Here is a 19,848-nt window from a genome sequence, read left to right as displayed (position 1 = left end):
TATGACGAGTGACAAGGGTAAAATTGCGAGGATCCCCATGGACGCTGTCCTCAAGCCGGTAGAAAAAACCTTCGAAAGAAAGTCGCCGGATCAGTTGCATCGGCCAAGCCGTGAAGAAGCGGAAGCTGCAGTGCGCACGCTTCTGGCCTGGACCGGCGACGACCCGGACCGCGAAGGTCTGGTGGAAACACCGAAGCGCGTGGTCAAGGCACTGAGCCAGCTTTACAGTGGCTACTTCGAAGATCCGGCAGAGCATCTTGCAAGGACGTTCGAAGATGTTGGCGGCTACAAGGATATCGTCCTTGTGCGCGGCATCCCGTTCCATTCCCATTGCGAACACCACATGCTGCCTTTCATCGGCGAAGCTCATATCGCCTATTACCCGGCAGAAGGCGTCGTTGGTCTTTCCAAACTGGCACGCGTTGTCGACATCTACGCCAAGCGTCTGCAAACGCAGGAAAACTTGACTGCGCAGATCGCATCGGTCATTGACGACGCTCTGGCCCCGCGTGGCCTGGCCGTGATGCTGGAAGCCGAACACCAGTGCATGACCATGCGCGGTGTCCAGAAACCCGGTGTTTCCACGATCACCACCCAGTTTACCGGCGTATTCCAGGACGATCCCGCCGAACAGGCGAAATTCATGTCTCTGGTACGCGGCAAGGGTCTTTGAGTTTTCAGCCCTTGCGTTATCAATGACGACAAGGGCTTTCCTCCCATGTGCAATACCCACCTGACTGAGCGCGGCGACAAGGAAACGGTCGAAAACGGCGATCTGATGATGCCTAAGTTCGACCGGGACGGCCTGATTGTGGCTGTCGTCACCGATGTGGCGTCAGGCGAAGTGCTCATGGTTGGCTACATGAACGCCGAGGCCCTGAAGCGGACGATCGAGACCGGCGAGGCCTGGTACTGGAGCCGTTCTCGCCAGAGCTTCTGGAAGAAGGGCGAAACCTCCGGCCAGATCCAGACCGTACATGAAATCCTGACCGATTGCGACCAGGACGCCCTGGTCCTGAAGGTTTCGGTTGCCGGCAATGGCGCAACCTGCCATGTGGGATATCGCTCTTGTTTTTATCGTAAAACCATCAAAGGTGACGATGGGTCTGTGCGTCTGGAGCGCGTGGAAACCGAGAGGGTCTATGATCCCGACGAAGTTTACGGCAAGGGTTGAGCCCGGCAGTAGAGCCACCTGCCTTGAGCGAGGCTTATCCGCAAGCCATTGAAACATATTAACTTTCGAATTCTTGAAACAAAATTTTAAGTAGTATCCCGTATATCTCCACCCTCTCTCTTGTGCCTAAATTTCCATCAGGCGCGAACAACAAGATCAAAACCCCGTGCCTGATTCCCTATCGACCGCAAGCTGAGGGAGAGGCTATGGCGGACAACACTGTTCCAAGCAAACGGGACGAACGGATTGCGTTCATCCTGTTGGCCGTTTTGCTTGCCCCGGCGCTTTCCGTCGCAATTGTTGGCGGCTACGGCTTTATCATCTGGATGTCACAGCTGGTCCTTGGGCCGCCGACGGGCTGATGCCATGTCTCCCGACCCTCATTTTTCGGCCAGCCGCAGAGCATTCCTGAAACTGCCCAGCCAACCGGAGATCCAGAGACTTCGCCCACCCTGGACGGACGAAGCTCTTGTTGCCGCACGTTGCACAAGCTGTAACGCCTGCACCGAAGCTTGCCCTGAATCCATCTTGAGGCCGGACGACACCGGGCGGCCGGAAGTTATTTTCGACGGCGGCGAATGTACTTTCTGCGGCAAATGCGCAGATGCCTGCGCACAGGACGTCTTTGAAACGAAGCGCACGCCGGCCTGGCCGATGAAGGCTGAATTTCAGCCGGGTTGCCTGCAGGATCATGGCATTGCCTGCCAGGTGTGCCGGGATATCTGCCCCACTTCGGCAATCCGCATAGATCTCACCAAACGCCCCTTTGGCCAGCTTCGCATCGAAACAGATGCCTGCACGGGCTGCGGAGCCTGTCTCCCAGTCTGTCCGCAGGATGCACTGGCCATTGTCCATCCCAAAGAGGATGCCCAGACAGCATGAGCACAACAGTCCACATAGCCAGTCTTCTCGTTCATGCGCGGACAGAGGCGATATCCGATGTCGAGCGGGACATTCTTGCGCTCGGCGGCGCCGAGATCGCCCATTCCGATGATCAGGGACGCCTGATCGTGACACTGGAAACCGCGAACGAAGCGGAAATCGTACAGGCCCTCACGGATATCCAGCTGCTCACCGGCGTTGTGAGCGCATCCCTTGTTTACCACCAGACAGACGGTGCGCCCGAGGCGACACCGACCTCCCTTCAAGGAGACACACAATGAGCGGAATAAGCAGACGTGATGTCATCAAGGCGCAGGCTGTGGCGGCCGCCGCCGCGGCAGCGGGACTACCGGTGCCTGCGGCCGCACAGAACCTTGTTACCCATGCGCATTTGACTGACCTGAAGTGGTCCAAGGCAGCCTGCCGCTTCTGCGGCACCGGCTGCTCCATCATGGTCGCGACCAAGGCTGGACGCGTGGTTGCAACCCACGGCGACGCTGAAGCGGAGGTGAACCGGGGCCTCAACTGCGTCAAGGGCTACTTCCTGTCGAAGATCATGTACGGCAAGGACAGGCTGACGACACCGCTCCTGCGCAAGAAGAACGGCAAGTTCGACAAGGACGGCGACTTCGAACCGGTGTCCTGGGACGAAGCGTTCGATATCATGGCCGAGAAATGGAAGGCAACACTGAAGGCCAAGGGCCCGAAGGCTGTCGGAATGTTCGGCTCGGGCCAATGGACGGTCTGGGAGGGGTATGCGGCTTCCAAGCTGATGAAAGCCGGCTTCCGCTCCAACAATATCGACCCCAACGCTCGCCACTGCATGGCGTCAGCGGTCGTCGGGTTCATCCGTGCCTTCGGCATTGACGAGCCCATGGGCTGCTACGACGACTTTGAAAACGCCGACGCCTTTGTGCTCTGGGGCTCCAACATGGCCGAGATGCACCCGATCCTGTGGACCAGGATCGCCGACCGGCGCCTCAGCCATCCCCATGTCAAGGTTGCCGTGCTTTCCACCTTCGAACATCGCAGCTTCGATCTGGCGGACATTCCCGGCGTATTCGTTCCCCAGACGGACCTGATCATCGCCAATTATATTGCGAACCACATCATCCAGTCCGGCGCGGTGAACGAGGAGTTCGTGTCAAACCACGTCAATTTCCGGAAGGGCGCACAGGACATCGGCTATGGCTTGCGACCGGAAAATCCGCTTGAAGCCGCTGCAGCGAATGCCGGCAGCGGCGATTCCGAGCCGATGTCTCTCGAGGAATTCGCCGAATTCGTGAAACCCTATACTCTGGATTTTGCAGCGGAGAAGTCCGGAGTTTCAAGGGAGCGGCTTCAGCAGATCGCTGAGCTGTACGCAGATCCGGACACCAAGGTGATGTCCCTTTGGACCATGGGCGTCAACCAGCATACCCGCGGTGTGTGGATGAACAACCTCATCTACAATATCCACCTGTTGACCGGTAAAATTGCCCAGCCCGGCAATTCCCCCTTTTCCCTGACCGGCCAGCCGTCTGCCTGCGGCACCGCCCGCGAAGTCGGCACCTTCGCTCACCGCCTGCCTGCCGACCTCGTGGTTTCAAATCCGGAGCACCGGGCAACAGCCGAAAAGATCTGGAAACTGCCGGCAGGAACCGTTCCTGAATGGATCGGTGCACATGCCGTTCTGCAGAACCGGAAACTCAAGGACGGCGAAATCAACTGCTACTGGGTGCAGGTCAACAACAACATGCAGGCCGCCCCGAACATGATGGAAGAAGGCCTGCCCGGATATCGCAATCCGGAAAACTTCATCGTCGTTTCCGATGCCTACCCAACTGTGACGGCAGAAGCCGCCGACCTTGTGCTGCCAACCGCAATGTGGGTGGAAAAGGAAGGTGCCTACGGCAACGCCGAGCGCCGCACCCAGTTCTGGCACCAGCTCGTCGACGCACCGGAAGGGGCGATGTCCGACCTGTGGCAGCTGGTTGAATTTTCCAAACGTTTCACAACAGACGAAGTCTGGCCGCCCGAGCTTCTGGCCGACAATCCCGATTACAAGGGAAAGACGCTGTACGAAGTTCTATTCGAAAACGGCAATGTCAACGCCTTCCCCAACAGCGAACGGGCGGAAGACTACGAGAACCGCGAATCCGACGAGTTCGGCTTCTACATCCAGAAAGGCCTGTTTGAGGAATATGCCCAGTTCGGCCGCGGACATGGCCACGACCTGGCGGATTTCGACACCTACCACCAGGTGCGCGGGCTCCGTTGGCCCGTGGTGGACGGCAAGGAAACCCGCTGGCGCTACAACGGCAAATACGACCCTTATGTGAAAGAGGGAGCGGCGTTCGACTTCTATGGGAAACCGGACGGCAAGGCTGTTGCCTTCGCCTTGCCCTTTGAACCGCCCGCGGAAAGCCCGGATGAGGAGTATCCCTTCTGGCTGTCCACCGGCCGGGTTCTGGAGCACTGGCACTCCGGATCGATGACGCAGCGCGTACCTGAACTCTACAAGGCCGTGCCCGATGCCCTCTGCTACATGCATCCGGACGATGCCGAGGCTCTAGGCCTGAGGCGCGGTGCGGAAGTGCGCATCAAATCCAGACGTGGGGAAATTCTCACCCGCGTCGAAACCAGAGGCCGCAACAAACCGCCCAAGGGGCTGATTTTCGTGCCCTGGTTCGATGCCCGCCAGTTGATCAACAAGGTCACGCTGGACGCGACCGATCCGCTGTCGAAGCAGACCGATTTCAAGAAATGCGCCGTGCGCGTAGAAGCAGTGTGAGGTGAGCCATGAAACGCTTTGCAATCGGCCTTGCCTGCGCCGCCCTGTTGGTTGCCGCAGCTGCCGCAGCCGCCCAGGAACACATCGCCACCATGCGCCCCGCAACGCCGTTGGCGGAAAACGGGACGCCTGCCCCGATGCCAAAGCCGGTGAACTCCGACATTCGCCAGGTGCGGAACTATCCCGAGCAGCCACCGCTTATCCCTCACACGATCGAGGGCTATCAGATCGACAAGAACTCCAACAAGTGCCTGAGCTGTCATTCCCGTACAGCCATTGAAGTCAGCCAGGCGCCAATGGTGTCGATCACGCATTTCATGAACCGGGACAACCAGTTCCTGGCGTCCGTCACGCCCCGGCGGTACTTCTGCAATCAGTGCCACGTGCCGCAGACCGACGCCCGGCCTCTGGTCGAGAACGACTTTGTCGATGTCGATGAAGTGCTCGAATATGTGAAATCCAAAGAGGGGGCCAAATGATGCTGGCCTTCCTCAAAAGGCTCTGGACCACCATCCGCCGCCCGAGCGTGCACTACAGCCTCGGCTTTCTGACCCTCGGCGGCTTCATCATGGGCATAATTTTCTGGGGTGGTTTCAACACCGCGCTGGAGTTGACCAATACCGAGAAGTTCTGCACGGGCTGTCACGAGATGCGCGACAACGTCTTTGCCGAGCTTAAAACGACAATCCACTACTCCAACCGCTCGGGCGTGAGAGCCACGTGCCCGGATTGTCATGTCCCCCATGAATGGACAGACAAGATCGCCCGCAAGATGCAGGCTTCAAAGGAGGTCTGGGGCAAGATCTTCGGGACGATCAATACGCGGGAAAAGTTTCTGGAACACCGACTTGAACTGGCCCAGCACGAATGGGCCCGGCTCAAGGCGAACAATTCGCTGGAGTGCCGCAACTGCCATTCCGCCGATTCCATGGACATAACCCGTCAGAGTGGAAGGGCCTCTGAGGCGCACCAACGCTTCCTGTTCACGGGTGAAAAGACCTGCATCGATTGCCACAAGGGCATTGCGCATCGCTTGCCGGACATGTCTCAGTCGGCATGGCACGGGGAAAAACCCGAGAAAATGCTGAAGGAAGCCACCGCGTTTCTGGCAAAACGGCAAGATTGATAAATCACACGTCGAAACAAAAAGGCTGGCCTACAAGCCAGCCTTTTTCACGTCAGGCCATCGTAATGTAGCTGCGCATCTGCTCGGCTTCGAGTTCAACCTGCGCAATCTTGAACTTCACGACGTCGCCGATGGAGATCACACCGGTCAGCTTTCCGTCCTTCACGACCGGCATATGGCGGAACCTGCCCTGTGTCATGCGAGCCATGACTTCATTGATGTTGTTCTCTTCGGAGCAGGTAACCACGTTTTTGGTCATGACACCGGAAACCGGTGTTTTCAGCGCCGACACGCCCTGCGTACCGACCACGCGAACGATGTCCCGCTCTGACACAATGCCGTCAACGGCACCCTCCTTGTCGGAAACGACCACGGCACCGATCTTGTGTTTTGCCAGGGTTTCACAAATTTCGCTGAGCAACGCGTCGCTGCGCGCTGTGATAATATCGTGGCCTTTCCCACTCAGGATAGCGGCTACGGTCATTCAATCACCTCCCATGGCATCAATCGGTCCGTTTTACCGGACCAGATCAACCGACGCTCAATCGGAAGCGATCAAACGTCAATAGTTGATCGACCTTAATGTAGTCTGCCAGCCGGTCTCCGGAAGGAGATGTTCCAGCTGCTCGACCACTTTCGCACCGACTGGGGCCGGACGTCCATTCGAATCCGACAGGACGACCTCCAGTCGTCAGGTATCATGGCAAAAAAATCAGATCGCGCAAACTGTTGACCTTGCGTCTTGAAGCCACTTTCGCTTCGCGTCAGGAATTACGCCGCTGCGGCACGGGGTCGAACAGCGGGAACAGGGCAAGTCCGGCGACAAATCCACCAATATGAGCTTGCCAGGCAACACTTGCCGGCTGTCCCGCAACGGGACCGCTCATCAGACCGAAGAACAGGTTGAGCCCGAACCATACCGCAACAAAAACCAGAACCTGTTGATTGCGAAGGCATTCCGCAAACGGCTGCGCCGGCACGAAATAGGCCGTCGGATCGTTGCTGCGGATCGCTCCCAGCGGGCCACCACGCTCGAAAACGAAACGAATGGCCGCAGCCATCTGGCCGGAAATGGCGGCGGATGCGCCGATCATCGGCGCCCCTTCCCCCCAGTGGGTGGCAAGATGAGCCAGCGCCCCGCCAACGGAACAGGCCGCCGAAAACAGCAGAAATCGACCTACGCCAAACCGCCTGGCAACCGCACTGCCGAAAATCGCCATCCAGAGCAGGTTGAAGATGATGTGCATGGCGCCACCATGCAGCAGGCTGTAAGTGACGAAGGCCCAGAGGCTGGAGAGAAGATCAAAAGGCGGCAGACTGCCGAGATAGGCATATTTTACCGGCCAGAATGCAAAAAGTTCGATGATCAGATTGTCCAGGTTCGCCGGAAGGATCATCACACGCAGAACGTGGATCGCAATCAGGATACCGCCAAGCCAGACGATGATCCCGGGCAGATTGAACACGGGCGGACCGGACGGCCGCTGGGGAGGTTGTTCCTTCTGGGCTTTTTCGCGCCGGGCGCGTTCTTCATCAATGCGGTAAACGTTCATGGACCCTCTGCCTTTCCTGTCTTTCTTCTAAGCCAGATCGAAGACAAAACAAGAGTGGTTCGACCGCCAGAACAAGCGAAACCGGGAAATAGTGAATTCGACTTCTCCGGTCACAATCCCCAAAAAGCCTGAAAATACAAAGCGCCGGCCACCTAAAGGTGACCAGCGCTTTGCGATGCCCCCCAAAACCGGTCGCGTCCCCACGACGCCCGTTCAGGACAGTTGTTCACTCCGGCCGGCGCTTGTTTTACCGAGGCAGCTCTTGGCGGCTGTACCTATCGGCCCGCGGCCTGACCTGCAACAACAGGTTCCTCCCACCCGCCGTCTATGTGAACTGAGTGTTAAGCTGACAGGCAACCGCCCCTAATACAAGCTTTACCGAAAATTAACCTTAATTTCTGACCGCCACTCAAGCTTTCACGCCAACAAGCACTTGGCACGCGCCCTGCTTTGTAAAGGTCAAAAACCAACAGGGAAGCATTTTCGTCCCGTTTTGAAACAAGAACTGTCTTGAGACGAAACACCGGGCGCAAGAATGGCAAAGAGGCGAACCAGATGAAACACGGCGTAACGCAAACTCTTTACAACTACTGGGACAATCTTCGCGGCGCCCGTCCTGCACCGAACCGCAGCGAAGTCGATCCGGGTGAGATCCGCGGTCTTCTTGGTGACACCTTCATTCTGGAGACGAACGGTTCCAGGGACGTGCGCTATCGCCTCGCCGGTACACGTCTGTGTTCCGCCCATTGCCGGGAACTCAAGGGCCGCAACTTCCTTCGCGGCTGGAGCGTGAAAGACCGTGAAGCCCTGGAAAGCCTGATCGCTGCCATCACCGAAGATGCGGCCGCGGCCGTGATCGGCATCAACGGCCATACGGAACGCGGACAGATCCTGCAGATGGAAATGCTGCTGGTACCGCTGAATGTTCCAGGTGAAGGCAGGATCCGTGTCCTGGGAAGCTGTACCCCGATGGAAAAACCCTATTGGATCGGCCTGCATCCCATTTTGAGCCAGTCGATCAGCAGCCTGCGCCTGGTCTGGCCGGACGAGCGCCCCTATTTCGTGGATTCCCCTGCTTCCACGCTCAACCCGATCCTGCCGCGCTTCACCGCCGAGGGCATCGCCATGCCGACACCGCCCCTGCCGAGCGGTGCGGAGCGCAAGGTCGGACATCTGACCGTCTATTCCGGCGGCAAGACCTGATCCGCACAACATAGCAAGTCTGGTAACATCCCTGTTCACCTGCGAAATCGGGCCGGCCGAGAATCAGCTGGCCCGAATTCATGTCCGGTACCGGCTGTTTTGCAGCCTCTATTCAGCTGAAAAGAAGTCCTTCCTTCCGGATTTTACTCTCGCGTTATTGTGCTTTCTCGCCAGAGAACGCTCGAATTCCGAACATCACGGCCGTACCCGCATTTTTATCGATCACAAGTCTGGACCTGTGCGCCTTCTGAGCTACACTCTTACACATCGTTAACCCCAGCTACCTAAAGTGCTTTGAAAGACGTCTTTTGAATCGCATCTCAGCCGGGGACAATGCGATTTGCGCACCGTTTTGGATAGAACAGGCATGAGCGCCGGAGTGGCAACAGCAACCGAAGGAAGCAGATCGCTTCAAGTCACTGACCGCCGGCGCCATCAACGGGTCCAGGTCAATATACTGGGCCGCTTCATGCTTGAAGATCGGCGCGAATATCCTTGTCAGGTTATCGACATGTCGCCTGGCGGCATGGCCATGATTACACCGGTCACCGGCAGGGTCGGCGAACGCGTGATTGCCTATCTTGACCACCTGAGCCGCGTCGAAGGCAGGATTTCCCGCCTGATCGATGGTGGCTTTGCGGTTGAACTGCGCAATACGGTCCGCAAACGCGACAAGATCGCCAATGTTTTGACGTGGCTTGCGAACCGGGACGAACTCAATCTTCCCGAAGACCGCCGCCACGACCGCTTCGTGCCCAAAAATCCGATGACGAAGATGATCCTGCCGGACGGCTCGGAACATGTCTGCCGCATCATAGACGTATCCCTGTCCGGCGCGGCCATCGCCACGGACATCGTGCCGGAGATGGGCGACGCCATCACGCTCGGCAAGATGCATGCGCGTGTCATTCGCCGCATCGAAGGTGGCATAGCCGTCGAATTTGCTGCTGTTCAAAGCCGCGAATTGCTGGAACATCACATATCGGCACCAGAGGAAAGCTGACTTTAGCTTTCTCATCAATCGCAAGTGCTTAGAACCATTCAGACAGGCCCGGCTTTTTGCCGGGTCTTTTCGTTTCTGCGCAATTTTCCGGGTAGTCGCGTTTCTTTTCTGGTGGCCAGAACCAAAAAAATCAAAAAACTTTCGTGCCCTTTTCTCACCCTCGAGGACGGGCACAAGACCCGCTCCAGACCGAAAACCAGGCGATTGAAAACCGATTTCGCACCACTCGAAAAACACCAATTTCTCGCTAATTCAATGACTTCTGGAGGATGCATCAAATTTTACGAAAATTTTCCTCCAACTTGAATTAAAGTAAATTCAAATAACGATAAAAAGAAACTCAAACACACATAAAATACAAATACAGTTTTACTTTGGAGATTTTCTCCAAGTAAAAATCATTGAGTCATCGTTGCGTCAGCCTTGGGGAGGGCGTTACGATGAAATTACTTCACAGAACTCTACTCGCATCTGCAATGTTGCTGTCTTGCACCGTCATGGGATCGGTTGCACAGGCAGAACCCGGCCGCTTCATGGACATGCAAATGGTTGTCAAGGCACCCGTCGGCTATGACCAGTTCTGCCGTGACAACGTCTCGGCTTGTCCGAAGGAAACATACAAGCCGGTTGTCGTGAAGCTGGACGAAGCGCGCTGGAACGAACTCATTGCAATCAACAAGGAAGTCAATCGCCGGATTCATCCTATGACCGACCAGGACCTGTTCGGCCAGGAAGAATACTGGACCTATCCGGTAAACGGATACGGTGACTGCGAAGAATACGTCCTTGAAAAGCAGCGGGTCCTGATAGAAGCCGGCTGGCCGAAGAGCGCCCTTCTGATCACTGTTGCAAAAGATACCCAGAACTCGGGTCATGCCGTTCTGACGGTACGTACGGACCATGGCGACATGATCCTCGACAACCAGATCGAGGCGGTGCTGCCCTGGTATTCGACACCCTACCGTTACATCAAGCGTCAGTCCGCCAGCTCGCCCGTGCAGTGGACAGGTATTGCAGACACGCGCGTGACGACTGTCAGTAGCGTGTCCAACTAGGATTGGGATTGGTCCGGCTTCAGCCGGCCTCTAGGACGATCCGGTCGCGTCCCCACCCTCCCCATCCCTACCACGACCGGGTCCAGGGAACCGGCCCGCCCCCCGCAGGCCGGTTCCCGCCTTTTCAGGCCCAGCTCATTCGGGATCGGGTCGAAGGGGTCAAGATCAAAGCGGGTCAGAGTTCCCGCAGGCCGGCCTTGAAGCGGCGCCAGTTGCGCACATATCCGTCGGCGGAATTCGCAATCCCGTTCGCCGCTTCCAGCGGCAACGTTTTCACGACCTTTCCTGGCACGCCCACCACAAGAGAATTGTCCGGAATTTCCTTGCCTTCGGCAATAAGGGCATTGGCACCAATGATACAGTTGGAGCCGATGACAGCGCCGTTCAGAATTGTCGCGCCCATGCCCACCAGCGAATTGTCCTTGATCGTACAGCCATGCAGGATTGCCTTGTGGCCGATCGTGCAGTTGGCGCCGATGGTCAGCGGGTAACCCACGTCCGTATGAAAGACGCAGCCGTCCTGGACGTTGGAGCGCATGCCGACGGTAATCGGCTCGTTATCACCACGCAGGACCGCGTTGAACCAGACGCTTGCGGCTTCCTGCAGAATGATATCGCCAATCAGCGTCGCATTCGGTGCGATCCAGTATTCTCCGTTTTCCGGAAAAACGGGCGTACGTCCATCAAGAGCAAAGACCGGCATGAGACCTCAGGTGTAACCAATCATGATCAGGGCAACGTTGATCACCATAACACCGGAACACATGCTCCACATGCCGGCAATCGTCGAAGACGCGACCAGCCAACCCAACGGCCGCTTTTCGATCCTGCGTCCGCGAATGGCATTGCGCATGATGATGAAGGGTCCAGCGAACACGCAGACAAAAACGCCGGCGATAAACGACAGGATGCCCTCTCCGTCAAAGGCGAACTTCGGCGGCTGCTTCGTGATCAGCTGATAAAGGCTGCCCAGCACACCGGACGCAACAAATCCGGCGCATGCGATATATCCAACGATTAGAAGATTGAACAGCACGCCCGTTAACCCCTTGTTAACTCTTTCGCACGGAAAGTGATTAAGAATTCGTAAAGGGTCAAGAGCAAAGACTGTGCCGGAACGGCAAATGAGCGAAATCCCCTCAATTGAGCCACTTCGAGCAGTATCAACGCCTTCCCCAAGCGGGACACCTGTGCCGTTTCAGGACAACCTGTCCCATATATGTGCACAGCCAATCAAGGGACTGAAGTCGTGATACCTGTCTCCTTGCCAGGCCCGATCAGAACCGATCCCCGCCACTTCACCTGGCTGGCGTTGGCAATGTGTGTATTGGGCACGGCTCATGTTGGCGGGAAGATCTACTCCTGGTCATCCGGTTGGCCGATGGAGGCAGGCATCAGACAGGACCAGCCCGTCCGCTTTGCGGTTGGCACGACCCGCTTTGAGCTTCCCCTGAACCTGATCGCGACGGCTTCGCAGAAACGGCAGGCCCTTGGTTCCGAAGCCGCGTTTGAAACACTTCGCCTGAACCTGCACTGGTCTTCCAGTGCCACGAAGAACAGCGATGCCGGATGGGACACCCCTGCGACGATCCAGGTTGACCTTGAGAGCAATCCCGGCCGGGAGAGCCTGCGGGCAAGGCTTGATCCGTTCTACAGGCGTCTTGCACGCGGCGGCGAGATGAAGGGGCCTTCTGGACTGAAGGTGCTGAAATTGTCGGCGCGTGGCGCGCCTGCGACGGATCTCATCGTCTACGATCCAACCGTTCAAAACGGCTTCATCGCACGATGCCGCAAAGACAGCACTTCCGGAAAAGCCGGTTGTCACCGCGCCATCGTGTTCGCCTCGGGTCTGGAGCTGCGCTACAGCTTTGATCAATCGCTTCTGCCGGACTGGCGCCGTCTCGACGGCGACATCGTTGCCAGCATCGAAGGTTACCGGATGCAATGACCTGACTTGAGTGGATGGCGGAGAAATGAAAAAGGCGGCTCACCAGAGGAGCCGCCTTTTCACTTTACGATCGAAAAGTCTGAAACTCAGACTTCGTCCAGATCAATTTCAAGGATTGCCATCTGGAAGTTCCAGCTCAGATCTTCATCCTCATCATCCCGGAAGATGACACCGATGAATTCATCGCCGATGTAAACTTCAGCAGAGTCGTCCTTGCGCGGGCGGGCCTGCACCTTGATGGTCTTGTTCTCGAACTTCGAACGCAGATAGGCTTCGATCTTTCGGATTTCATCGGGTTTCACGGCGCTCTCCTGTTCTTTGCCTTCAGCATCAATCTGGCGCGGACCCTACAGGAGCCAACGGAAATGCCAAAGCCTTTCCGCAAGCTTTCCCCGTCTTCCTGAAACCGGAATTTCAATTCGTCTGGCCGGCGTCTTCACCGAGCAGCTGATTCATGCTGCGGGCCGGTTCTGCGCACCCTGCCTTGCCGACGATCTTGGCCGGAACCCCGGCAACCGTCGTGTTTGCAGGCACGTCCTGAAGCACCACGGACCCCGACGCAATGCGCGAGCAATGTCCGATTTCCAGGTTGCCGAGCACCTTGGCTCCCGCCCCCAGCAAGACACCGCGGCGGATCTTCGGATGGCGGTCACCATCTTCCTTGCCGGTGCCGCCAAGGGTGACGCCCTGCAGGATCGAGACATCGTCCTCGATCACCGCGGTTCCGCCAACAACAATGCCGGTACCGTGGTCGATGAAGATACCGCGCCCGACAGGAACTGCCGGATGGATGTCGATCTGAAAAACTTCCGAGCTGCGGCTTTGCAGATAAAGGGCAAAATCCTTCCGGCCACGACGCCACAGCCAGTTTGCCAGCCGGTGCGTCTGCAGGCCATGGAAGCCCTTGAAGTAAAGGACCGGCTCCAGGAAACGGAAGCATGCCGGATCGCGGTCGAACACGGCAACGATGTCGACCCGGAAAATCTTGGCCAGCTCCGGCTCGTCTGCCAGGGCTTCAAGATAGGTTTGCCGGATCAATGATGCGGAAACAATGTCCCGGCCCAGCCGGTCGCCAAGGCGATGAACGACGGCCTCTTCCAGGCTGTCATGGTTCAGAACCGTTTCGTAGACGAAGGACGACAGGGCCGGCTCTGCCGCGACCATCGCTTGTGCTTCATCCCTCAGTTGATGCCAGACCGGATCATGGGTCGGAACTTCTTTCAAACCGGTCTTGCTGATCGGTGCCGACATGGCCTGTCTCCTTTTCAAGCCGTCACGAGTGGTCCTTAAAATAGGACTGTCGTCTGATATTCCCAAATCAAACTTCCTGATATCAGATATGACCGTTTCGAATGAACCCCGATACCTGAAGATTTTCAGCATCTTGCTAACTGAAATCGCAATTTGAGGTTAAATCATGCCAACACAAACGTCCCAATCAGCCCCTTCCGGCAACCCGATGGTGATCCGCAACGGTCAGATTGCAGAGCTTGTGTTGAATGCGCCCGACAGAAAAAACGCGCTGCCTCTTGCGGCATGGCAGGCAATTCCTGGTCTTCTGGCAGAACTGGCACGGGATCCGGACCTGCGCGTCTGCATCGTGCGCGGTGCCGGTGGCAAGAGCTTTTGCGCGGGCGCTGACATATCGGAATTCGAAGCAATCCGCTCTACGCCGGAAGCCGCCAAGAGATACGATGACATAAATGTTGCCGCCTTCAAGGCGCTTAAGGCGCTGCCTGTCCCGGTCATTGCGGCAATTGAAGGCCCCTGCCTTGGCGGCGGCCTGGGCCTTGCGCTCGCCTGCGATCTGCGCATTGCAGCTCGTTCGGCCTTTTTCGCCATTCCTGCAGCGAGACTCGGTCTTGCCTATCCGCCCGAAGCGCTCGGGGATCTGCTGGAGGCCGTTTCACCATCCAACGCCAAGAGATTGCTGTTTTCGGCCGAGCGCCTGACGGCCGAAAAGGCTCTGGACATGGGCCTTGTCAATGAAGTGGTGGATGACAGGGATCTGAACCAGCACATCAACGCGCTGAGCAAGGCACTCTGCGCCAATGCGCCTTTGTCACTGAAGGCAGCCAAGCAAGCCATCAATCGCCTCGCCCAGCCCGGCAGTCAGGCGGACGCAACGGCTGACCTTGCAAATGCGCAGGTCTGTATCGACAGTGCCGACTACCGCGAAGGCTGCAGGGCCTTTCTGGAAAAGAGATCGCCGGTGTTCACTGGCGTCTGACAAGATCGCAAGCCAAGCTCCGAAGCTGAATCAACCTCTCAACCACTTCTGCCAGCAAGTTGAAACGACTCCCGTTTTCACTTCACAGCGAACACCCGAACACGTCACGACGACTTGTCGGCAAACCTGCCTCAGGCCATCGCGGCATCGGTTTTGAGTGCGATCAGGAAGTCCTCTACCGCCCCAGCAAAAACGTCATTGCGATCACCGGCAACCATGTGTCCGGCATCACGGATATCGGTGAATTTCGAGTGAGGCACCAGCGCCTGAAACTCGCGAACATGGTCCATGGACACCAATTCGGAGTTCTGCCCCCGGATCAGGAGAACAGGCACGGAAAGATTGCCCGCCGCAGCCAGCATGCGCTCTTGCGACTCCACCGCCCTGTCTTCGTCCTGATGATGCTTTGACTTCAGGAAAGCCGGGTCCCAATGCCAGCGGTAGCGGCCATCTGCATGGAGGCGAAGGTTCTTTGAGAGGCCGGACAGGTCCTTGGGCCGCGAGCGGTTGGGCAGATAGCGGGCGATCGCATCAGCGGCCTCTTCCACATCGGCAAAGCCGTCATCGACCCTGTCTCCCATGAAGCCCAGGATCTTGGCGACACCACCCATGTCGATCCGCGGCGTGATGTCCACCAGAACCAGCGCGGAAAGACCGCCCCTGTTTTCCTGTCCCTCCGCCAGCATACCGGCAAAGCCGCCAAGCGACGCACCAACGACAACCGGGTTCGCCTTGTGCAAGGCCTCAACCTGACTGGTGACAGCCACGAGATCCCTGGCGAAATCGTCGAATGTATAGTTTCCCGAGGCAACCCAATCGCTTTCGCCATGTCCGCGCTGGTCCAGTGAATAGACCGGGTGCCCGAGATCCGCGATCCTGCGTGCAGCACCGTCCCAGGAGTGCCGGGTTTGCCCGCCGCCGTGGAGCATGATCACAGGTAAGTCCCCTACCCCGTAACGGTCTGCCACCAGACCGTTCTTTTCCGCGCCCTGGAATTCAACACGCTTCGGACCCATGCAACCTCCCTCGATACCCGATCAGCACACCACAGCGCGGCTTGCGCCTCCGGTGGCGTCAGGCCTTACGCTTCAATGTTGTTCAGGAACGCCAGAACGCCCTGCTTGTGCACCTTGTCGCCCACCGCAACCATGTGATCGCGGCCCGGGATCTCCAGAACTTCCGCGTGCGGAATCAAGGCCGCCAGCTTGTGCGGTGACCCGGCGATATCGTCCTTCGTACCGACGGCAATCAACACCGGACGTTCAATGCGCGCGACGTCTTCCTCGCTGATTTTCTGCCGCGAGGAGCGCATACAGGCCGCCAGCGCCCGGCGATCGGACCCTGTCTGCTCCGCAAAGGCCCTGAAGGCACGTCCAGTGCGATCGGAAATGTCCTGGATGCGGTCGGTCTCAAGGGCTGTCGCAATCGGCTCCGGATCTCCGATGCCGGAAATCATGCCGTAGCCCAGACCGCTGAAGATCGCGCGGCGCACCCTGCCCGGGTGATTGAGGGTCAGGAATGCCGAGATTCTTGCGCCCATCGAGTAGCCCATGACATCGGCACGTTCGATATCAAGATGGTCGAGCAGGCGTTTGGCATCTTCCGCCATCACCGGTGCACCATAAGCTGCCGGGTCGTAGAACTTCTGACTGTCGCCGTGGCCGCGATTGTCGATGGTAATCACGCGCCTGCCGTCGCCGACCAGCAAATCGACCCAACCTGGATACTGCCAGTTCACCTGCTTGTTGGACGCGAACCCGTGGATCAGCAGGATCGGGTCCCCCTCACCTTTATCCTCATAGGCGATCCTAACACCATCGAACTCGAACTGAGGCATCTAAGACATTAACCCTTACGTAAACGGAAAACACAATTTCACGGTAGAGTAAGGGGTTTGGGCAGCGAAGGTAAAGCCCATTTCCGGCTCCAGGTGGAGCCTTGCTGCGGTTGTGGATCGCAGATTCCGGATCTACCCATATATTTTACAAATGGATATGGTCCGGAAAATTTGCTATCGGGGTCCAACCCTTTAGAGACAGAGGAATTTCAACATGGCGGATCATGTCGTCCCGCATTTCCAGAACTCCAGCGGACACGATTCGGTGGCGATCGGCGCACGGGAATTCATGTGCATCGGCGCAAATCCTCCGTTTGATCATCCCCATGTCTTCCTCGACATGGGTAGTGAGAACGAAGTGGTCTGCCCCTATTGCTCCACGCTCTACAAGTTCGACAAGACACTGCAGGCAACCGAATCCTCGCCTTCAGACTGCACCTGGACGCCTGTAGCGGCGTAATTTATTGGTCTGTCCATGAGCACGAATGGTGAGACCGGTCTTCCGATCATTATTGCCGGCGCAGGGATTGGCGGTCTAACGGCCGCCCTTTGCCTGCATGCTCAAGGGCATGAAATTGTCCTCATGGACAGGGCTCGGCAACTTTCGGAAGTTGGCGCCGGCCTTCAGCTTTCTCCCAACGCCTGCTCGGTACTCGATCAGCTTGGCTTGCTGGAAGACCTCACCCCACATGCCTATGCCCCGGATTTTGTGAAAATCTGCTCGGCAAAATCCGGCGAAGAGCTCGCCAGGGTGACGATGGGCACTTTCCTGAAGGAGCGACACGGCTATCCTTTCTGGGAAATCCACCGGGCAGATCTCCAGCGCGTGCTTCTGGAGAAGGTCCAGGCCAGTGACGGTATTTCCCTCCGCCTTTCAAGCGAAGTTATCGATCTGGAATCCTCGCCCTACGAGCACCTGACCTGCGTGTTCCAGGACAATGAGATCTCGGGAAAACTTCGTTGCAGGGCTCTCATTGGCGCTGATGGGGTCTGGTCCAGGACCAGGCGGCTCATTCCCGGACATGAAGACGCTCATTACAGCGGCCAGGTCGCCTACAGGGCCACGGTCCCGATCGATGCGGTGCCCGAGCGCTGGCGCCGCGATGCCGGCCTCTGGTTCCACAAGAGCGCCCATCTGGTGCATTACCCGGTTCGTGGCGGTCGGGAACTGAACATCGTCGGGCTGGTCGAAGAGGCCTGGGAGGACGAGACCTGGTCTGCAAAGGCCAACAAGGAAACCCTTCTGAAGATTTTTCGGGATTGGCCAACGGAAGTTCGCAATCTTCTCACGATCCCTGACGCCTGGTTGAAATGGGCCCTGTGCAGTGTGGACGCTGGAGGCCCCTGGACTCATGGCAATATTGCGCTGATCGGTGATGCCGCCCATGCGATGCTGCCGTTCATGGCGCAGGGGGCGGCAATGTCTATCGAGGACGCAGCGATCCTGGCTGAGCATATGCCACAGGATGTCGAAAACATCCCCGCTGCCTTCAGGGCGTTTGAGCGGCAACGCAAACAACGGGTACAGCACATTCAGGGTATTTCTTTCAGAAATGCCCGCACATTCCACTATGGTGGCGCGATGGCCTTCGCCCGCGACACCGTTTTGCGCCTGTCGAAACCAACCAGCCTGGCTGCCAGGTTTGACGATATTTATGGCTGGACCCCCGGGCAATAGACCCGCTTTCGCTTGAGCCCGGCGTCAAGCTGGGATAAAGCCAATCCCCATCCATGTGTCAGGGAGTGTGAAGATGACCGGTCAGAGGGCAGATGACGTTGTAACCGCTGCGTTTCTGGTCATCGGGGATGAGATCCTGTCCGGCCGCACGAAGGACAAGAACATCGGCTTCCTCGCCGACTACCTGACTGCGCTTGGCATTGACCTGAAGGAAGTGCGCATTGTTCCGGACGAAAAGCCGGAAATCATCGGTGCCGTCAATGCGCTGCGGGCGCGCTACGACTACGTGTTCACGTCCGGCGGCATTGGCCCGACACACGACGACATCACGGCCGAAAGCATCGCCGACGCCTTTGGTGTTGCGCTGAACCTTGATCCGCGCGCTGTCGCAATCATGGAACCCCACTACCCGCCGGGCCAATTCACCCCGGCTCGCCAGCGGATGGCACGAATCCCCCAAGGCGCGGACCTCATCGAAAACAAGGTTTCGAAGGCACCGGGTTTCCGGATCGAGAACGTCCACGTGATGGCAGGCGTGCCGTCGATCATGCAGGCGATGATGGACGCGCTTGCGCCTTCGCTGAAGACTGGCAAGAAGATGCTGTCGGAAACCGTTGCTGCAGACATGCCTGAAAGCCGCATCGCCGAGCGCCTCGCTGCCATTCAGGACGCGCATCCGCAAACCTTGATTGGCTCTTATCCGAGAGCGACGGACGGCAAGTTCACCACACAAATCGTGATCCGCTCGCGGGACGAGGCGATACTGATGGCCGCGGTCAGGGATGTCGCGGAAGCTGTCGCCGACCTGTCGGGATAATCTGAAGGACTAGAAATGGAAAACCCAGCCCAAGACAAAGCATTCCCCGTTTCCTGGGACATGTTTCACAGAGATTCCCGCGCACTTGCCTGGCGCCTTTCTAGCGAAGGCGAATGGAAGGCGATCGTCTGCATCACCCGTGGCGGACTGGTACCGGCCGGGATCGTTGCGCGTGAGCTTGGCATCCGAACCATCGAAACCGTCTGCATTGCGTCTTATCACGACTACGACAGCCAGGGTTCGCTCAAGGTCATCAAGCCGATCGACCCGAAGGTCATCGACCTGGAAGACGGTGAAGGCAGCGGTGTTCTGGTGATCGACGATCTGGTCGACACCGGCAAGACCCTGAAAGTGGTTCGCGAAATGCTGCCGAAGGCGCACTACGCGACTGTTTACGCAAAGCCGGTTGGCGTGCCCATGGTCGATACCTTCATCACTGAAGTATCGCAGGACACCTGGATCTATTTCCCCTGGGACATGGGCTGGCAATTCCAGCCGCCGCTTTCGAAAGAAACCGCGGGCTGATCCAGACTTCGCAAACTTTTGAAGGTCCTGCCACGTTTCGGCTG

General features: G+C 57.6%; 25 protein-coding genes. 17 read left to right on the top strand and 8 right to left on the bottom strand.

Features of this window, described 5'->3' with window-relative positions:
- Positions 1 to 37 precede the first annotated feature (37 nt).
- The 8 genes from folE to B0E33_RS24090 all read left to right on the top strand — a co-directional run bounded on the left by folE (position 38) and on the right by B0E33_RS24090 (position 5,955).
- A complete protein-coding gene (gene folE, locus B0E33_RS24125) occupies positions 38 to 673 on the top strand; it encodes a GTP cyclohydrolase I FolE (RefSeq protein WP_023001090.1) in 636 nt (211 codons plus the stop codon).
- A 45-nt stretch (positions 674 to 718) separates the two neighbouring features.
- A complete protein-coding gene (hisI, locus tag B0E33_RS24120; protein WP_077292654.1) occupies positions 719 to 1,174 on the top strand; it encodes a phosphoribosyl-AMP cyclohydrolase in 456 nt (151 codons plus the stop codon).
- A 206-nt stretch (positions 1,175 to 1,380) separates the two neighbouring features.
- Entirely contained in the window at positions 1,381 to 1,536 is a 156-nt protein-coding gene (gene napE, locus B0E33_RS24115; RefSeq protein WP_023001088.1) for a periplasmic nitrate reductase, NapE protein, read from the top strand.
- 4 nt (positions 1,537 to 1,540) lie between these two features.
- Positions 1,541 to 2,056 (top strand): ferredoxin-type protein NapF, encoded by a 516-nt coding sequence (gene napF / locus B0E33_RS24110; protein WP_077292653.1) that lies wholly within the window; start codon positions 1,541 to 1,543, stop codon positions 2,054 to 2,056.
- Positions 2,053 to 2,337: a chaperone NapD gene (locus B0E33_RS24105; protein ID WP_077292652.1), complete on the top strand. Its 285-nt coding sequence runs from the start codon at positions 2,053 to 2,055 to the stop codon at positions 2,335 to 2,337. Before napF ends, B0E33_RS24105 begins: the two co-directional genes overlap by 4 nt.
- On the top strand, positions 2,334 to 4,829 hold the full coding sequence (gene napA, locus B0E33_RS24100; RefSeq protein ID WP_077292651.1) for a periplasmic nitrate reductase subunit alpha: 2,496 nt from the start codon (positions 2,334 to 2,336) through the stop codon (positions 4,827 to 4,829). The genes B0E33_RS24105 and napA overlap by 4 nt, the downstream gene beginning before the upstream one ends.
- A gap of 8 nt (positions 4,830 to 4,837) precedes the next feature.
- The gene (locus B0E33_RS24095; protein ID WP_023001084.1) at positions 4,838 to 5,308 is read left to right on the top strand and encodes a nitrate reductase cytochrome c-type subunit; all 471 of its coding nucleotides are present in this window, start codon (positions 4,838 to 4,840) and stop codon (positions 5,306 to 5,308) included.
- Positions 5,308 to 5,955: a cytochrome c3 family protein gene (locus B0E33_RS24090; RefSeq protein WP_062491563.1), complete on the top strand. Its 648-nt coding sequence runs from the start codon at positions 5,308 to 5,310 to the stop codon at positions 5,953 to 5,955. The genes B0E33_RS24095 and B0E33_RS24090 overlap by 1 nt, the downstream gene beginning before the upstream one ends.
- Positions 5,956 to 6,007: 52 nt before the next feature.
- On the opposite strand, the gene B0E33_RS24085 is transcribed toward B0E33_RS24090, so the two are convergent.
- Both B0E33_RS24085 and B0E33_RS24080 read right to left on the bottom strand, forming a co-directional pair.
- On the bottom strand, positions 6,008 to 6,439 hold the full coding sequence (locus tag B0E33_RS24085; protein WP_023001082.1) for a CBS domain-containing protein: 432 nt from the start codon (positions 6,437 to 6,439) through the stop codon (positions 6,008 to 6,010).
- A 280-nt stretch (positions 6,440 to 6,719) separates the two neighbouring features.
- The gene (locus B0E33_RS24080; RefSeq protein ID WP_062488494.1) at positions 6,720 to 7,508 is read right to left on the bottom strand and encodes a rhomboid family intramembrane serine protease; all 789 of its coding nucleotides are present in this window, start codon (positions 7,506 to 7,508) and stop codon (positions 6,720 to 6,722) included.
- A gap of 555 nt (positions 7,509 to 8,063) precedes the next feature.
- On the opposite strand from B0E33_RS24080, the gene B0E33_RS24075 reads away from it, so the two are divergent.
- From B0E33_RS24075 to B0E33_RS24065, 3 genes are all read left to right on the top strand, one after another.
- Positions 8,064 to 8,711, top strand: a complete 648-nt coding sequence (locus B0E33_RS24075) for a PAS domain-containing protein (RefSeq protein WP_075282469.1) — start codon at positions 8,064 to 8,066, stop codon at positions 8,709 to 8,711.
- A gap of 367 nt (positions 8,712 to 9,078) precedes the next feature.
- Positions 9,079 to 9,714 (top strand): PilZ domain-containing protein, encoded by a 636-nt coding sequence (locus tag B0E33_RS24070; protein WP_055654833.1) that lies wholly within the window; start codon positions 9,079 to 9,081, stop codon positions 9,712 to 9,714.
- Between the two features lie 545 nt (positions 9,715 to 10,259).
- The gene (locus B0E33_RS24065) at positions 10,260 to 10,769 is read left to right on the top strand and encodes a transglutaminase-like cysteine peptidase (RefSeq protein ID WP_208993515.1); all 510 of its coding nucleotides are present in this window, start codon (positions 10,260 to 10,262) and stop codon (positions 10,767 to 10,769) included.
- A gap of 175 nt (positions 10,770 to 10,944) precedes the next feature.
- On the opposite strand, the gene B0E33_RS24060 is transcribed toward B0E33_RS24065, so the two are convergent.
- Entirely contained in the window at positions 10,945 to 11,472 is a 528-nt protein-coding gene (locus tag B0E33_RS24060) for a gamma carbonic anhydrase family protein (protein ID WP_077292650.1), read from the bottom strand.
- A gap of 6 nt (positions 11,473 to 11,478) precedes the next feature.
- Positions 11,479 to 11,805, bottom strand: coding sequence for a DUF6949 family protein (locus tag B0E33_RS24055; protein ID WP_023001076.1), 327 nt, complete (start codon positions 11,803 to 11,805; stop codon positions 11,479 to 11,481).
- Between the two features lie 282 nt (positions 11,806 to 12,087).
- Between B0E33_RS24055 and B0E33_RS24050 the strand changes: the two genes are divergently transcribed.
- Complete coding sequence (locus B0E33_RS24050; protein WP_156912475.1) at positions 12,088 to 12,717, top strand: hypothetical protein; 630 nt, start codon at positions 12,088 to 12,090, stop codon at positions 12,715 to 12,717.
- An 86-nt stretch (positions 12,718 to 12,803) separates the two neighbouring features.
- On the opposite strand, the gene B0E33_RS24045 is transcribed toward B0E33_RS24050, so the two are convergent.
- Entirely contained in the window at positions 12,804 to 13,019 is a 216-nt protein-coding gene (locus tag B0E33_RS24045; RefSeq protein ID WP_006940479.1) for a DUF3126 family protein, read from the bottom strand.
- 112 nt (positions 13,020 to 13,131) lie between these two features.
- Positions 13,132 to 13,968, bottom strand: a complete 837-nt coding sequence (gene cysE / locus B0E33_RS24040; protein ID WP_023001074.1) for a serine O-acetyltransferase — start codon at positions 13,966 to 13,968, stop codon at positions 13,132 to 13,134.
- A 166-nt stretch (positions 13,969 to 14,134) separates the two neighbouring features.
- On the opposite strand from cysE, the gene B0E33_RS24035 reads away from it, so the two are divergent.
- The gene (locus tag B0E33_RS24035) at positions 14,135 to 14,947 is read left to right on the top strand and encodes an enoyl-CoA hydratase (protein ID WP_077292648.1); all 813 of its coding nucleotides are present in this window, start codon (positions 14,135 to 14,137) and stop codon (positions 14,945 to 14,947) included.
- Between the two features lie 131 nt (positions 14,948 to 15,078).
- Here B0E33_RS24035 and B0E33_RS24030 read toward each other — a convergent pair whose 3' ends face one another.
- Entirely contained in the window at positions 15,079 to 15,963 is an 885-nt protein-coding gene (locus B0E33_RS24030; RefSeq protein WP_023001072.1) for an alpha/beta fold hydrolase, read from the bottom strand.
- A 65-nt stretch (positions 15,964 to 16,028) separates the two neighbouring features.
- A complete protein-coding gene (locus tag B0E33_RS24025) occupies positions 16,029 to 16,784 on the bottom strand; it encodes an alpha/beta fold hydrolase (protein WP_055654839.1) in 756 nt (251 codons plus the stop codon).
- A 214-nt stretch (positions 16,785 to 16,998) separates the two neighbouring features.
- Between B0E33_RS24025 and B0E33_RS24020 the strand changes: the two genes are divergently transcribed.
- From B0E33_RS24020 to gpt, 4 genes are all read left to right on the top strand, one after another.
- Positions 16,999 to 17,244: a zinc-finger domain-containing protein gene (locus B0E33_RS24020; protein ID WP_023001070.1), complete on the top strand. Its 246-nt coding sequence runs from the start codon at positions 16,999 to 17,001 to the stop codon at positions 17,242 to 17,244.
- Between the two features lie 15 nt (positions 17,245 to 17,259).
- Positions 17,260 to 18,462 carry an FAD-dependent monooxygenase gene (locus B0E33_RS24015; RefSeq protein WP_077292647.1) on the top strand — a complete coding sequence of 401 codons (1,203 nt, stop codon included), beginning with the start codon at positions 17,260 to 17,262 and terminating at the stop codon, positions 18,460 to 18,462.
- Positions 18,463 to 18,535: 73 nt separating this feature from the next.
- Positions 18,536 to 19,279 (top strand): competence/damage-inducible protein A, encoded by a 744-nt coding sequence (locus B0E33_RS24010; RefSeq protein ID WP_077292646.1) that lies wholly within the window; start codon positions 18,536 to 18,538, stop codon positions 19,277 to 19,279.
- A 15-nt stretch (positions 19,280 to 19,294) separates the two neighbouring features.
- Positions 19,295 to 19,804, top strand: a complete 510-nt coding sequence (gene gpt, locus B0E33_RS24005; RefSeq protein WP_023001067.1) for a xanthine phosphoribosyltransferase — start codon at positions 19,295 to 19,297, stop codon at positions 19,802 to 19,804.
- Positions 19,805 to 19,848: the final 44 nt, after the last annotated feature.

The sequence above is a fragment of the Roseibium algicola genome (assembly GCF_001999245.1).
Lineage (GTDB): Bacteria > Pseudomonadota > Alphaproteobacteria > Rhizobiales > Stappiaceae > Roseibium > Roseibium algicola.
Note: the sequence above shows the minus strand (reverse complement) of the source record. Positions and strands in the feature narration are given on the sequence as shown.